11 protein-coding genes and 1 other annotated feature are annotated in these 15,276 nt (G+C 56.7%); of the genes, 7 read left to right on the top strand and 4 right to left on the bottom strand.

All coding sequences use genetic code 11. From position 1 onward, the window contains the following. Positions 1-181: 181 nt before the first annotated feature. From cysS to B5G03_RS03735, 3 genes are all read right to left on the bottom strand, one after another. Positions 182-1,582 (bottom strand): cysteine--tRNA ligase, encoded by a 1,401-nt coding sequence (gene cysS / locus B5G03_RS03745; RefSeq protein ID WP_087180437.1) that lies wholly within the window; start codon positions 1,580-1,582, stop codon positions 182-184. A gap of 178 nt (positions 1,583-1,760) precedes the next feature. Continuing rightward, entirely contained in the window at positions 1,761-2,696 is a 936-nt protein-coding gene (locus B5G03_RS03740) for a magnesium transporter CorA family protein (RefSeq protein ID WP_087180436.1), read from the bottom strand. A 461-nt stretch (positions 2,697-3,157) separates the two neighbouring features. Further along, entirely contained in the window at positions 3,158-4,201 is a 1,044-nt protein-coding gene (locus B5G03_RS03735) for a 3D domain-containing protein (protein ID WP_087180435.1), read from the bottom strand. Between the two features lie 732 nt (positions 4,202-4,933). Continuing rightward, positions 4,934-5,168: a binding site (T-box leader), on the top strand. Positions 5,169-5,217: 49 nt separating this feature from the next. Here B5G03_RS03735 and pheS point away from each other — a divergent pair. The 4 genes from pheS to B5G03_RS03710 all read left to right on the top strand — a co-directional run bounded on the left by pheS (position 5,218) and on the right by B5G03_RS03710 (position 10,420). Continuing rightward, positions 5,218-6,240 (top strand): phenylalanine--tRNA ligase subunit alpha, encoded by a 1,023-nt coding sequence (gene pheS, locus B5G03_RS03725; protein ID WP_087180433.1) that lies wholly within the window; start codon positions 5,218-5,220, stop codon positions 6,238-6,240. A gap of 12 nt (positions 6,241-6,252) precedes the next feature. Then, the gene (gene pheT, locus B5G03_RS03720) at positions 6,253-8,694 is read left to right on the top strand and encodes a phenylalanine--tRNA ligase subunit beta (protein ID WP_087180432.1); all 2,442 of its coding nucleotides are present in this window, start codon (positions 6,253-6,255) and stop codon (positions 8,692-8,694) included. A 145-nt stretch (positions 8,695-8,839) separates the two neighbouring features. After that, positions 8,840-9,541 (top strand): DUF6198 family protein, encoded by a 702-nt coding sequence (locus B5G03_RS03715; RefSeq protein ID WP_087180431.1) that lies wholly within the window; start codon positions 8,840-8,842, stop codon positions 9,539-9,541. A gap of 282 nt (positions 9,542-9,823) precedes the next feature. Continuing rightward, positions 9,824-10,420 carry a hypothetical protein gene (locus B5G03_RS03710; protein WP_140401633.1) on the top strand — a complete coding sequence of 199 codons (597 nt, stop codon included), beginning with the start codon at positions 9,824-9,826 and terminating at the stop codon, positions 10,418-10,420. A 132-nt stretch (positions 10,421-10,552) separates the two neighbouring features. Here the strand turns inward: B5G03_RS03710 and B5G03_RS03705 are convergent, their stop codons facing one another. After that, positions 10,553-11,704, bottom strand: a complete 1,152-nt coding sequence (locus B5G03_RS03705) for a hypothetical protein (protein WP_087180429.1) — start codon at positions 11,702-11,704, stop codon at positions 10,553-10,555. A gap of 120 nt (positions 11,705-11,824) precedes the next feature. On the opposite strand from B5G03_RS03705, the gene B5G03_RS03700 reads away from it, so the two are divergent. The 3 genes from B5G03_RS03700 to abc-f all read left to right on the top strand — a co-directional run bounded on the left by B5G03_RS03700 (position 11,825) and on the right by abc-f (position 15,097). Then, positions 11,825-12,298: an RNA polymerase sigma factor gene (locus B5G03_RS03700; RefSeq protein WP_140401632.1), complete on the top strand. Its 474-nt coding sequence runs from the start codon at positions 11,825-11,827 to the stop codon at positions 12,296-12,298. Position 12,299: 1 nt separating this feature from the next. Further along, complete coding sequence (locus B5G03_RS03695; protein WP_087180427.1) at positions 12,300-13,001, top strand: zf-HC2 domain-containing protein; 702 nt, start codon at positions 12,300-12,302, stop codon at positions 12,999-13,001. 476 nt (positions 13,002-13,477) lie between these two features. Further along, complete coding sequence (abc-f, locus tag B5G03_RS03690) at positions 13,478-15,097, top strand: ribosomal protection-like ABC-F family protein (protein WP_087180426.1); 1,620 nt, start codon at positions 13,478-13,480, stop codon at positions 15,095-15,097. Positions 15,098-15,276 lie beyond the last annotated feature (179 nt).

Raw genomic sequence — 15,276 nt, 5'->3', positions numbered from 1 at the left:
ATAGTCAAAACCCGCCGCCCATTGCAAGGGGAAGGGTGTGGTTTTCCTGTGAAAACGAAAAAAGAATGCAAGGGAGGGGTACAAAAAAACCGGGTGCGGTGAAGCCTTCACCACACCCGGCGAAACGTCGGATCGCAGGGCCGCCCCGTTTTAGAGCAAGCCCGGTATTGCCTGAGATATTTTAAGAAATTTTAGATACTTTGGGGCCCTGGGCGGTGTCCTCCACCTGCCAGCCCATTTCGGTGATCTGGGCGCGCAGCGCGTCGGCAGTGCCCCAGTCCTTGGCCTTCTTGGCGGCAGCGCGGCGCTCCACCAGCTCCATCACCTCGGCAGGCACCTCGTTGGTCTTGCGGTTGTAGAGCAGGCCCAGCACGCCGGTCAGCTCGTCGAACACCTCGGCGGCATTGGTCAGAGCAGCCTTGGAGGCCTCCTTGCCCAGGGTGTTGATCTCCTTCACCAGCTCAAAGATGGCGGCCAGAGCATCCGGGGTGTTCAGATCGTCGTCCATGGCGGTGTTGAACTTGGCCTTGGCGGCGGCAGCCTTCTCGATCAGTACGTCGCTGCCGGCCTCGGCGGCGTTCTTGATGAGGAAATCCAGATTCTCGCGGCAGGTGTACAGCCGCTCCAGGCTGGACTTGCAGGACTGAATCAGCTCCACGGTGTAGTTCAGGGGCATACGGTATCCCGCGGTGAGCAGGAAATACCGGATGGGCTCGTAGCCGTAAGCGTCGGCAATCTCACGCACTGTGAAGAAATTGTTGGCGCTCTTGCTCATCTTGTGGTTGTCGATGTTCAAAAAGCCGTTGTGCATCCAGTAGCGGCTGAAGGTGCAGCCGTTGGCGCACTCGGACTGGGCGATCTCGTTCTCGTGGTGGGGGAAGATCAGGTCCTGACCGCCGCAATGCAGGTCGATGGTGGCGCCCAGATGCTTGCGGGCCATGGCGCTGCACTCGATGTGCCAGCCGGGACGGCCGGGGCCGTAGGGGCTTTCCCAGGCAGGCTCGCCGGGCTTGGCAGCCTTCCAGACCGCGAAGTCCGCCGGGTCCTCCTTCAGGTCGTCGTCCATCTGGCTGCGCAGCTCACGGTTGCCGCTCTCCAGGTCCTCCAGGTTCAGGTGGCTCAGCTTGCCGTACTCCTTGAACTTTCTGGCCCGGAAATACACGTCGCCGTTCTTGGCCACATAACCGTAGCCCTTTTCGATGATGTCGGCCACGATGCCCAGAATCTCGTCGATGTGCTCGGTGGCGCGGGGACGCACGCTGGGCGCCAGCACGTTCAGGCCCTCGCTGTCCTTGATATACTCGGCCTCGTAGCGGCGGGCGACCTCCTGCATGGGAACGCCTTCCTCCTGGCCCTTCTTGATCAGCTTGTCGTCAATATCGGTGATGTTGGAAACGTAGATCACCTTGTTGCCCTGGTATTCCAGATAGCGGCGCAGGGTGTCGAACACCACCATGGGCCGGGCATTGCCGATGTGGATGAAATTGTACACGGTGGGGCCGCACACATAGATGCGGTACTCGCCGGGCTTCTGCGGGATGAACTCCTCTTTTTTGCGGGTGAGGGTGTTAAAAATCTGCATACTGCTTCGCTCCTTGCTCTGCGCAACGGCCCCCATGGCACGGCGCAGTTTCAATGGTATCATTATACCAGCCTTTGGCGGTTTACGCAACGGCGGACCGGACCTTTTGGCGAAAACAAAACGCCCGGCGATCCGCAGATCGCCGGGGCGCGTTTGTACTTTTGAAAACCGTTCTCGGTTACAGCCACTTCTTCCAGCGGGCCAAAAAGCCTGCGCCCAGGGTAGCCAGAACGGCAATGGCCAGCACGATCACGAAGCCGAAGGGATTCTCGGCAAAGGGTACCGGCACGTTCATGCCCCACAGACTGGACACGATGGTGGGCACCGTGAGGATGATGGTCACGGCGGCCAGCAACTTCATCACGATGTTCAGGTTGTTGGAAATCACGGAGGCGAAGGCGTCCATGGTACCGGACAGAATGTCCCGGTAGATGCTGCTCATCTCCATGGCCTGCTTGTTCTCGATGATTACATCCTCCAAAAGGTCGGTATCCTCGGGGAAGTCCCTCACAAAATCCATGCGCAGCAGCTTCTCCAGAACGATCTCGTTGCCCTTCAGGGAGGTGGAGAAGTACACCAGGCTCTTTTCCAGGCCCAGCATCTGAATGAGCTCCTTGTTCTTCATGCTCTTGTGCAGCTCGTTCTCCACGCGGGTGCTGGCCTTGTCCACCTGACGCAGGTAGAACAGGAACAGGCTGGCGTTGCGGTAGAGCATCTGCAGAGCCATGCGCTTGCGCTTCTTGGTGCTGCAGGCCTTGACCAGGCCCTCCATGAAGGCGCGGGGCAGCGCGGTCTCCTTCAGGGAGACAGTGATGATGTTATCCTCGGTGAGCACGATGCCGAAGGGAATGGTGGAATACACAAAGCTGTGGCCCTCGGTCTGCACGATAGGGGTGTCCACGATGATGAGGATGTGGCCGTTGTCTTCCACCTCGATACGGCTGCGTTCCTCTTCGTCCAGGGCGGCCCGAACCAGGTCCGGGTCCACATGCAGCTGGGCACAAACCCGGCCGATTTCCTTCTCGTTGGGGTCGCACAGGTTGATCCAGGAACCGGGCAGGATCTGGTCCTGCTCCAGCATACGGCCGCTATCGCTCAGATAAATATTCAACATAAAAAACACCTGCTTTCTCAAACTTACCGGCCCTTGTGCCGGCTGTGTTTGCGGCGCACGGCATTACAGCCGCCCCCCGAAAAGCAGGTTCCACGCTTTTGTTCAGCGCAGGATGCAGGGTAAGGCAGCAAAGCCGGTTCCGCTGATAAAACGATCCACACATCTACTGGGGTCGCCGTCCATGCTGTCATCTCCTTGCATTGAATTTTTTGTTGCGGGCCCATTGGCCCTCACTTAGTGTATGCCCGCCGGGCGGGTTTGTCAAGCCATAAAACGCCAAAAAACGCCGCTTTTTGGCGCTATGCGGTAAAAAGCGGGTAAAAAGGCGAAAAACGCCCCAAAACGGGCAAATTCGGCCCGGTTTGGGGCAAGTCAGCCGGATTGTTCGGGTAAAAAAGAAAGCCGGAACAGCCAGCTGTTTTGCTGGCTGTTCCGGCGCGGTGTGCTGCGTTTTGCGGGCGTTAGCCCATCACATACACGTTCACTTCCTGCACACCGTTCATCAATGCTTCGGAGAAGCTGTCGTAGAACAGGTCCACCAGGCAGCTGCCGTTCAGCAGCGAAGCGCCCGTGTCGGTGGCGATGGCGTAGCCGTAGACCAGCTTGCCGTCGGTGCTGGTGATATAGAGCTTGGTACCATACGGAATGAGGGCGGGGTTCACGGCCACGGTGCCGCAGTACAGCCCCATGCCGGAAGCGCCCCGGCCCCGGCTGGCACTGTAGCCGGTGGCCCGGCCGGTGTATACCGCCGTATAACCGGTGGGCACGCCGTTCACCACCTCAGGACCTTCCAGGGGCGAAACCGGCGCCCCGGCCTGATAGGCCTTGATGATGGTGTTCTGGGGTGCCACGGTCTGCACCACGCTGATCACCTGGCTGGATTCCACCTCGCCGTCCACCACGCGTTCGCGGTGGGTGATCTGGTTGGTGCCCTCGTGCCCCTGCTGCACCAGCTGGGTCCGGTTCCGGTTCTTGTAGAACAGACTGGTGTACACATACTCGGTCTCGTAGGGGATGGATTCCTCCACCACGGTGTCCCGGTATTCCACCCGGTGCACCTGCACATCGAGGTCCTCAGAGATGGCGGTGTGCAGGCTGGGCTCGGTGTAATCGTGCTCGCCCAGCTCCACGCCGCAGGCGGCCAGTGCGTCGCTCACCGTTCCGTTCACCAGACGCAGGTCGTGGGTCTGGCCATCCGCGGTGACGGTGAGGTCCACCGCCCGCTGGATGCTCAGGCTGGCCTGATTGCCCTTGTAGGCGGTGTAGTGCACATCGTCGCCCTCCTCGGCCACGATGCCGCTCAGCTGCATGAGCTTCTGCGGGTCGTCCAGGTGGGTCATAACCACCTCGCTCGCGCCCTCGGAATCGGTGATGCGCACCAGATGCAGCGCCTGATGCAGGCCGATCAGGGTGAGCGCCAGGCAGCCCACGGTAATCAGGCAGGCCCACACCTTGACCGGCACCGCCAGAACCAGGCGGCGCAATTTCTTGATGATCGTAATCATGCAATCTCCTAACGTTCCATGCTGGCGGGCAATGGGGGCCAAAAACGGCCCGCCGGCGGCCTGGAACATGGGGCCAGACCGCGCCCTGCTTTCGATGGCCCGGAGCCTTTGCCGTCAAATGCGGCCTGTTCCGGGCACTTGTGGCATTGTAGCAAAAGCGGGCCGGGGCCGTCAAACGGGAAAGCTCCGCCGTTTTTCGCCGCATGCTTTCAAATTTCGCCGAAATATATTTACCGTTCACTCTTGCTTTTAAAATTCTCTCTTTTTCGGCCTTTTTCTTTAGATTTCTAAAGATTCAAAACGATTGTATCAACATCACCACCTTTTGTGCAACACAAGTTCCTACTGCCGCCTACAGAATCCTCTGGAAGGATTTTGTGCAGCTTCCACAATTTTTATTCCGATCGGGGATTTTTCCTCGCCGATGCAACTCGGTATGATTTGCATCAAGTGCCGCCGGTTCCAGCGCTTTTTCCGTCCGTTTTCGGGTTTCGCCCGGCCCCGTTTTCCGGGTCTGCTTTTGATTGTAGTCTCCCCTGCCCGGCACATTTTGCCGAAGAGCGCCCGACTCTGTTTTTTCGTTCAAAAGCTCCGGCATCCGCGGCTGTTTTTCCTTTTCTCTGTGCCTGCCCCCCCTCCCTATATAATGTAATATATAAAAGAGCCGCCGTTTTTCGCGCCGGGTCCCCGCCCCTTGACAGAAGCTTTCCAAACGAGTATACTTTATAAAGTTAAAATGCTGAGATGGAGACAGCGCACCGCACCCCTGGGTACAGAGAGAAGGTTCACCGGCTGAAAGGCCTTCCGAACAGAGCGATGCGAATTCCCTCCGGAGCAGTTCGTGCCAACGGGCCTTCACGGCCTCAGTAGTGCGGAACGGTTCGCCCCGTTACCGGCGCCGAAAGTGCCGTCGCTTTTTGCGGCGGAATATGGGTGGTACCACGGAGTTTACAGCTTCGTCCCGTTGTGTTTGCGGGGCGGGGCTGTTCTTTTTTATCATGAAAATGAGGTGTATTATGGAAGCAAAGATCAATGCTCTGAAAGAGCAGATGGAGATTTCGCTTGGCGCTGTGCAGTCTCAGGAAGAGCTGGCCGAATTCTGGCAGGCTTACCTGGGCAAAAAGGGCAGCATCGCCGGGCTGATGAAGGAGCTGGGCAAGGTTTCCGCCGAGGAACGGCCCGCCATGGGTAAGTTCATCAACCAGTTCAAGGCCTACGCCGAGCAGCGCTACCAGGAAGTGCGCGCCGAGATGGACCGCAAGGAGCTGGAGGCCCGCAACAAGAACGAGCAGGTGGACATCACCATGCCCGCCGTAAAGCGGCCCATGGGCTCGCTGCATCCCATCACCATCGTGAAGGACCAGATGGTGGACGTGTTCGCCGGCATGGGCTTTGAAATCTACGAAGGCCCTGAAATCGAGGACGACGACCACAACTTCACCCGGCTGAACGTGGCGAAGAACCACCCCGCCCGTGACATGCAGGACACCTTCTATGTGGCCGAAGACATCGTGCTGCGCACCCACACCAGCCCCGGACAGATCCGCGTGATGGACGCCGAGAAGCCCCCCATCAAGGTGCTGGTGCCCGGCCGCGTGTTCCGTTCGGACAGCGACGCCACCCACTCCCCCATGTTCCATCAGATGGAGGGTCTGGTGGTGGACAAGAAGATCACCCTGTGCGATTTGCAGGGCATGCTGGACGAGTTCGTGAAGAAGATCTTCGGCAGCGAGGTGAAGACCCGCCTGCGGCCCAGCTACTTCCCCTTCACCGAGCCCAGCGTGGAGGTGGACGTGAGCTGCTTTGAGTGCGGCGGCAAGGGCTGCTCGCTGTGCAAGGGCACCGGCTGGATCGAGGTTCTGGGCGGCGGCATCGTGCACCACAAGGTGCTGGAGAACTGCGGCATCGACCCGAGCGAATACTCCGGCCTGGCCTTCGGCATCGGCATCGAGCGTATCGCCATGCTGAAATACGGCATCAACAACATCGGCCTGCTTTATGAGAACGATCTGCGGTTCCTGAAGCAGTTCAAGGACTAAGGAGGCAAACCCATGAAAGTACCATTCAGCTGGCTGAAGGAATATGTAGACATTGACGTGACCGCCCAGGAGCTGGAGGAAAAGCTCTTCAGCTGCGGTTTTGAAGTAGAGGAACTGATCCCTGTCGGCAAGGACATCTCCGGCGTGGTGGTCGGCCACGTGGTGGAGTGTGAGAAGATTCCCGACACCCATCTGTCCCTGTGCAAGGTGGACGCGGGCACCGGTGAGCTGCTGCAGATCTGCTGCGGCGCGGACAACGTGCAGGCGGGCGGCAAGTACCCCTGTGCTCTGGTGGGCGCCACCGTGCTGGCCACCGGCAAGGACCACAAGACCGTGGAAGGCGTTCTGACCATCAAGAAGGGCAAGCTGCGGGGCTACGAGAGCTGCGGCATGCTGTGCAGCGGCGTGGAGCTGGGTCTGAACGACGATCTGTACCCCGGCGCCGATTATTTCGGCCTGCTGGTGCTGCCTGAGGACGCTCCCGTGGGCGCAGACGTGAAGCCCCTGCTGGGCATGGACGATTACATCTTCGACATCTCGGTCACCGCCAACCGTGCGGACTGCCAGTCCGTGCTGGGCATTGCCCGGGAGGTGGCCGCTGTGCTGAACAAGCCCCTGAAGATGCCCGCCACCGACTACACCACCAGCGATTACACCTATCCCGGCCTGAACATCACCGTGGAGGCTCTGGACCTGTGCCCCCGCTACCTGGGCCACGGCGTGCGCAACATCACCCCCGGCCAGTCTCCCCAGTGGATGCGCCGGTACCTGGCCCTGTGCGGCCTGCGCAGCATCAGCAACGTGGTGGACATCACCAACTTCGTGATGCTGGAGATCGGCCAGCCCATGCACGCCTTTGACATGTCCACCCTGGAGAGCACCCAGATCATCGTGCGCCGCGCCCGCAACGACGAGTCCATCGTCACTCTGGACGGCAAGGAGTTCCAGCTCAGCGACAGCAATCTGGTCATCTGCGACGGCTCCAAGCCCGTTGCCCTGGCCGGTATCATGGGCGGTCTGAACAGCGAGATCACCGAGAACACCACCCAGCTGCTGTTCGAGTCCGCCAAGTTCATGCGGGACAACATCCGCAAGACCTCCCGCAGCCTGGGCCAGAGCACCGATGCCTCCAGCCACTACGAGAAGGGCATCTCCGAATACACCTGCGAGCTGGGCATGGCCCGCGCTTTGCACCTGATTCAGGAGCTGGGCTGCGGCGAAGTGACCGCCAGCGCCTTTGACGTGAGCGCCGGTGCCCCCCGTGAGGGCAAGCGCTTCACCGCCACCATCAGCGGCATCAACCGCATTCTGGGCATCGAGGTGCCCGCCGAGGCCATTCTGGACATCCTGCGCCGCCTGCAGTTCGAGGTGGAGCAGGACGGCGACGTGCTGGACGTGACCGCTCCCCGCTACCGCGAGGACATCGAGATCGGCGAGCCCGATCTGGCCGAGGAGGTCATCCGGGAATACGGCTACGAGCACATTGTGCCCACCTTCCTGCAGGCCTCCAGCGTGACCAACGGCGGCCTGAACCCCGCCCAGCAGCGCCGCGCCAAGCTCAAGCGCACCCTGTGCGGCCAGGGCTACTACGAGATCTCCACCCTGGCCTTCTACGCAGACGCCGATCTGGATGCGCTGCATCTGGCCGAGGACGCTCCCGAGCGCCGGGTGATTCGTCTGCTGAACCCCATTACCTCCAACCTGACCATCATGCGGCCCCTGCTGGCTCCCTCCATGCTGAACACCGTGGTGGAGAACCTGAAGAAGGGCAACAACGCCGGCCGCATCTTTGAGCTGTCCAACGTGTACGCACCCAAGGAGCTGCCCGTGACCCAGCTGCCGGACGAGATTCCCCACCTGGGCTTCGCTGCCTTCGGCGACGACGAGGACTTCTTCACCGTGAAGGGCACCATGGAGGCCCTGGCCGAGGCCTTCGGCGTGCGCTTTGACTATGAGCGCGCCGAGGATGTGCCCTACCTGCACCCCGGCATCTCCGCCTACATCCTGTGCAACGGCAAGCGGGTGGGCGTGTTCGGCAAGCTGGCCAATCAGGTAACCGGCGAGCTGAAGCTGCCCAAGGACAGCAAGTCCAACCACAAGATCTTCCTGGGCGAGATCGACTACAACGCTCTGTGCGCTCTGCTGCCCGAGAGCATGCGCTACCAGCCCATTTCCGAGTTCCCCGCCGTGACCCGTGACCTGGCTCTGGTGGTGGAAGAGGGCATGACCTGCGGCACCCTGGTGGAGACCATCCGCTCCGCCTGCAAGCAGGTGGGCGACGTGGAGCTGTTCGACGTGTACCGCAGCGAGCAGATCGGCGAAGGCAAGAAGAGCATGGCCTTCAAGATCTTCTTCGTTCCCGCCGACAAGGCGCTCACCCCCAAGGACATCGACCGCTTCATGAACAAGATTCTGGGCAACCTGAAGCACAAGCTGAACATCGACATGCGCTGATCGGCCTGCCCGTTTTAACCGGTTCATCCCCGGCAGCTTCGTACCGTTTTTTGGTGCGAAGCTGCTTTTTGTTTGCACCTGCCGCGCTTTCTCCCGGTAAGCAGCGGCGGATGCGCGATTCCATGCAAGAAAGAAGAGCATTCCATTGAAAAAGCAGATTTTTTATCGCATTTTCTTTTATGTGCTGGGGCTTCTGATCCTGGCCCTGGGTCTGATCCTGAACACCAAGGCCGGTCTGGGCGTTTCCCCCATCATTTCGGTTTCCTACAGCGTTGCCCATATCTTTGGGCTGAACTTCGGCAACACCACCATGTTCCTTTACTGCGTGTTTGTGCTGGCCCAGCTGGTTCTGCACGGCATCCAGTGGAAACAGCACCCCGAAACCGATTCCCGCTTTGTACTGCTGATGGACGTGCTGCAGATTCCGCTGAGTCTGATATTCACCCGGTTTCTCAACCTGTTCGGCGCCTTTTTCCCGGATCTTTCCGCCGGGGCGGCGGGCTGGACTGACCGGCTTCCCCTGTGCCTTGTGGTACTGCTGCTGGCCATCCTGTGCACCGGTATGGGGGCGTCCATGTCGCTTTCCATGCGCATCGTACCCAACCCGGGCGACGGCATCGTCCAGACTCTTTCGGACTGCACCCACCGGAGCGTGGGCTTTACCAAAAACTGCTTTGACCTGTGCAACATCACTCTTACCGTCCTGCTGGGCCTGCTGCTTGCAGGACATCTGGTGGGTGTTGGACTGGGCACGGTGCTGGCTGTGGTGGGCGTGGGCCGCGTGATTGCCCTGTTCTATTATCTGGCAGGGCAAAAAATCGACCGTCTCTCCGGCATGGCCGCCTGAACCTTTCCTTCCCGCCGCTGCATCAAAAACGCCTGCCCGGCTTATATTTTCCGGACAGGCGTTTTCTGAATGCCTAATCGCTGGAAACAAGCATTCAATTGTAGTACACTATGGATAGCAGTACGCCACTGAGATGCTCCGGCAAGTCCGCCAAACAGTTCCTGCATTTTTCCTTCCGGCCAAAAGTGTACAGGATGAGCAAGAACATTGGGGGACCATCCCGCTTTTGCTGCCTGCGCCCTGTTTGTTCCGGCATTTCATTTTTCTACTGAGGTGATTTTTGTGAAAACATCCTGCATTCTTCTGACTGTGGTTCTGGTCCTGACGCTGGCCGCCTGCTCGGCTCCGGCTTCCAGCACACCTGCCTCCAGCGCACCGGCTTCTGCCCCGGAATCCGCCAGCGCATCGTCCTCCGCTCCCGCGGCCTCCGCACCTGCATCCTCCAGCGAAGCAGCTTCCTCGCCGGAATCCTCCAGCGTCATCCGCTCCGATTATTTTTATGTTACCGAGTCCGACTCTTCCGCTTCGGACGTAACAGACGCGTCTGTCTCCGCACCGGACCTTCCAACCCCGGATTCCGATGCCTTCAATCGCTTTGAGTCCGGCCTGGCCAGCCTGGGGATCTCCTACTCCGAGCGTGTCACCATGGATGCAACGTACATCGGCGGTGAAACCGGGTACAAATACCAATGCGACGGCTATAAGATCGAGCTGTACCAGTTTGACCCGGAGTCCGACGCATACAAGAAGGCGGAATCCGAGAGCATTGTGACCCTGGAAGGCTTCGGTGATTTTTCGGTCCTCGCCCACGATGGCCTGGTGCTGCTGAACAACAACTCTCTTCCCCAGGAGGTCATTGATCTGTTCAACTCCTTATAATCTTTCTGCCCGATTTCTGCTACGTCAAAAACAACCTGTAGCAGTTTGCAAAGTAAATACAAATTCCCGCGGAGCAAAGCATGCAAGCACCTGCTCCGCGGGCTTTCTTTTTATCTATCAGCCTTCCAGCTTTTACGCTATTCCTTCATTTCTCCGGGCTGGCAAATTCACCATTTTCCCGATTAAATATCCTCCTGCAATAAGCATCGGAATGGATAGCGCCGCGGGCGATATCCACAGCGCGCCGGTCAGGAACCGAATGCTCAGCAGGAGCGAGCACATGGGGATGAGGAGAATCGTATATTTTTCCTTGGGAAGCCCCATAAACAGAGTCACTGCAAGAATATCCGCTGCAAAAAAATATCGCTCATGCATGTGCGGAAGCAAAAACGGAATCCAAAACAAAGAAAACAGCGCGGTCCACAGCAATGCTTCGCCTTTCAGTTCGATGTTTCTATACCAAACATATCCCGGCACAGCCAGAGCGGCAATGGCCGCAGCCAAAATCCCGCAACCCGCCAAAAACGAATTCTCATAAAAAGGCGGGAACCAGGCAAAGAGATTCGGCGCGTTCATGGAAAGCGCCTGATAGGTACCCGCTTGATCGACGTAAAGCAGCAGCAGTTCCTGCAGTGGTCTTCCCGCCAGAAAGGCCGGCAGAATTGTGAAAGCATAGATCGCCGGCACCCAAAAGCAATGCCGGATTCGGATTCTTTTTTGCAGAAATACCGCAAGCAGAAACGGCGCTAAAAAAACAGCCTGAAGCTTAAAAACAAACGCGACGGAAAAAGCAATCATGGCCTGATGCGGGCATTCCTTTTGCAAATAATACAAACAAGCGATCAGCGCCGCGGTATAGATTCCATCGCATTGCGCCCATGCCGCGCTGTTCAAAAACACGGTTGGCAAAAACAGGATCATGGTGTATAGTATATTTGACATTTTTTCATCTTTCCAAACAGCAAATGCCAGCTTTTTTACATACATCGCCAGGAATATATCCCCCAAAAAGGAGACCGCTTTTATGGAAATCAGGTCCGGCACGGGAAGATGGGTCAGCAGCGCTAAAATATAAATATAAGAAACCATGTAATTTCCTACCGGCCTTCCAATGGAAGAAAGCCCTCCATTTTGCTGCAATTCCAAAAACCATGGATGCAGGTACTCCACATAGTCGCCCGACTGCACAGGGATGAACAGCGCCCGAAGCACGATTGCCGCGATGGTAATCGTAAGCAAGGAATGGTTTCCCCATAGTTTTTCATAAAAGCTTCTGATTTTCATAACCTTCCTCCGTTTTCATGTTGATTCACCGCCGCTCGAAAAACAGCGGCAGCTTCTATCCCTTAATACCATTCGCAGGCTTTTTGTTACATCATAGGCCAATAAAATCGGAGAAAAACATTGTACACGATCAATCAAGAGGAGATGTACCGTTTATACGCACATCCCGTCTACTGTTTTTTTCTCAGTCTATGCCACGATCCGCAGATTGCAGAAGAGCTTACCGCAGAAACCTTCTTTCAGGCAGTTCGATGCATTCATCGTTACGACCAAAGCTGCGAGCTGAAAACCTGGCTGTTTCAGATCGCCCATAATGTATGGTGCAAAGAGGCCCGCCGCCTGTCGCGCTCTTCTGTATCCAATTCGCCGGAATCTGTCGCAGATACCTATCGACTGGACGATATCGTGGAGGACTCGTCGCAAAAAATTGCATTGTATCAACGAATCAACGCCCTGGATGAGCCCTATCGCACTGTGATCTACCTGCGTCTTTCCGGTGATTTGACCTTTGATGAGATCGGCCAGATATTGCATCATACCGGCAACTGGGCGCGCATCACCTACTATCGAGCAAAGGAGAAGTTGAAACAGTAACATGAAACCGCATGATCTGCCGTGCTGCATCGTGGAAGACCTGCTTCCCAATTACATCGAACACCTCACTTCACAAGACTCTGACGAAAAAATCAAAAGCCATCTGAATCACTGTGAACACTGCCAGAAAAAGCTTTTGCAGCTACAAGCCCCCATCCAGCCTGTAGGCGAGCCTTCTTTGAACACGGACGCTGCCGCCGTGGCCTTTTTCCGTAAAGCAAAGAGAAAAACACTGTGGCAAATTTGGTGTTCCGTCGGCATCACGCTGCTTGTTTGCGCTTTGACAGTCTATGCGGTGATTTTGCATCAGCTTCCTTTTCATTTCACCGTTGAAAACCTGTATCGCCTTTCGGATGGAAGTATTTATTTTGAATTGCAGGCAGTCGCACCGGAAAGCAATATTTCTTCTATTTCTTATCACGATGGCTTTGGCCACAACGACTCTGACTACTCGATCCACATGGGCTACTCCTTGTACACGCTCCTTCAAGCCAAATCTGGAGCAAAAGACACAGAAAAGCGATATGCCTTTACGATCCCTACCGAAATCGTGAATCAAATCTCCAGCAGCGGCCAGCTTGTTTACCGGCAAAGCCAGGAAACACTTGTTATCTGGGATGGCGAATGTACTCTGCCCGCTGCCCCTGAATCCATCGAGCTACAAGCTTCCGCCACCGCCTCTCCATTCTCTGTTATCGGATGACGTACTTCTTCGCCCGCAAAGATGTGCCCCTTAATCAAAAGTTCTTAGATACAAAAAACGACAAGCCTCTGCTGGGCTTGTCGTTTTTTCTAAAAGAGTCGATTCAAATTAAAACGTTCAAATATCTCTGCCTATGGGAAAACCGCAAGAGGCAAAAAGATTCGCACATAAACCTTTGCTTGTACTGGGCAAAGGCACTTGCCCAAACCCGGCAACTGTGCTATGCTTAGAACAAATAAAAAAGAAAGGGAAAGGTATTGCCAGGATGCGTATTCGCTAACGTTTTCACACAAACAAATTCTGAACTGCAGAAGGGGTCTTTGGACCCTTTGTTTGTGCTGGAACCGGGCGGATATTGCTGGGCCTTTCCGTTTTTGTGAAAACGGCCTGGAAATGTGCGGCTTCGTGTATTTCCAGGCTTTTTTGCGCCCAAACCGCCCCTCCGGCGCCTTCTGCAAGGCCAAGGAGGTATTTTTATGTCCAAAATTTTGTTGTCTGCAAACCATATCGTCCGGTATTTCGGAGAGCATAAAATTCTGGAATTCGAGAAACTAAACGTATACGAAGGAGATCGCATCGGGATCGTGGGAGCCAACGGCGCGGGCAAAACCACGCTTCTGAATATCCTGTCCGGGGAATTGGTTCCGGACGAGGGAACTGTAACGCGAGCGGTGCCGGTAAATTATTTCAAGCAGTTCCGGGCCCCGGCGGCACAGGCAGACCCGCAAAAATGCCGTGAGCTGGGCCTTTCGGGAAAGCTTTCCCGCGAACGGCTAAGCGGCGGCGAGATGACCCGCCTGGGGCTGGCGGCCATGAACCCGGATTCGCTCTTGACCTTTGCGGACGAACCAACCGCCAATCTGGATACGGAGGGCGTGGAGCACTGCTGCCGGATTTTGGAGCAGCATCCCACCCTGTTGCTGGTCAGCCATGACCGGGCCGTTCTGGACCGGCTGTGTACCCGCATCATTGAGGTAAGGGACGGGCAGCTTCATTTTTACACCGGCAATTTTACCGCCTATCACAAACAGCGGGAAGAAGCCTTCCAGCGGCAGGAATTTGAGTACCAGCAATACCGCAGCGAAAAAGCCCGGCTGGAGAAAGCGGCCCGTCAGCGGAGCCAGGCCAGCCAGAGCGTGCGAAAAGCGCCCAGCCGCATGGGAAATTCCGAAGCCCGTCTTCACAAGCGAGCGGCAGGCGAAAAGATGGAAAAGCTGGACAGCGCCCGGAAGACGATCTTATCCCGTCTGGAACAGCTGGAAGTAAAAGAAAAGCCGCAGGAAACGGCATTGGTTCATATTGATTTTTCTCTCACCGATCCCCCTGCCAACCGGGAAATTGCCACCGGCAGCCAGATCACCTTCGGCTACGGGAACAACCTCATTTTTGAAAACGCCTCCTTCTCGCTGCCCAAAGGGAGCAAAACCGCTTTGATTGGACCAAACGGAGCAGGAAAAACCACCCTCATGGAATTGATTCGCTTCGGCGCACCGGGAATCCGTCTGGTTCCCAAGGCAAAAATCGGGTATTTCCGGCAAAGCCTGGATGCCCTGGACCCGGACAAAACGGTTTTGGAAAACGTGATGGAAACCTCGGTCCAGAGCGAAAGCACCATGCGAAGCATTCTGGCCCGGCTCTTGATTCGCCGGGAGGATGTGTTCAAAAAAGCGGGTGTCCTGAGCGGCGGCGAACGGGTGAAACTGGCCTTTGCCAAGCTGTTCGGTTCCCCCGCCAACCTGCTTTTGCTGGACGAACCCACGAACTTTCTGGATATGCCCGCCATCGAGGCGCTGCAGAAAATGGTGCAGGATTACGAGGGAACCGTTCTGTTCGTCTCCCATGACCGGGCGTTTTCAGACGCCTGTGCCCCCCGGATTCTGCGGATTGAAAACAGAAAGCTCCTCGCCTTTGACGGCAACCTTACCGCCTGGGAGAACAAGCAGGCTGAGGCAAAATCCGAAAAGAAAATTGATAAAGTTCTGCTGGAGCTTCGGCTGGCCGAAGTGATTTCGCGCCTGTCGCTCCCGAACTGTTCGGATAAAGAGGAGCTGGAAAAAGAGTTTGCACAGCTGATTGCGCAAAAGAGGGCGCTTTAAGCGAAACCAGAAACTTCCCCTCAGGTACGGGAAGCAAGTGAAAAGTGAAGAGTGAACAGTAAATCATAACCCCACGTTGAACGTGGGGTTTGCAGAACGGCCCTATAAGGGCCATTATTCCAGCAGCACCTAAAGGTGCGTAATGAGCAACGCCAACCGCACTTGGCGTTGCTTTTTAC

Origin of the sequence: Gemmiger sp. An50 (genome assembly GCF_002161595.1) — a bacterium.
GTDB lineage: Bacteria > Bacillota > Clostridia > Oscillospirales > Ruminococcaceae > Allofournierella.
The sequence above is the reverse complement of the archived record's forward strand: the minus strand, read 5'-3'. Positions and strand labels throughout refer to the sequence as shown.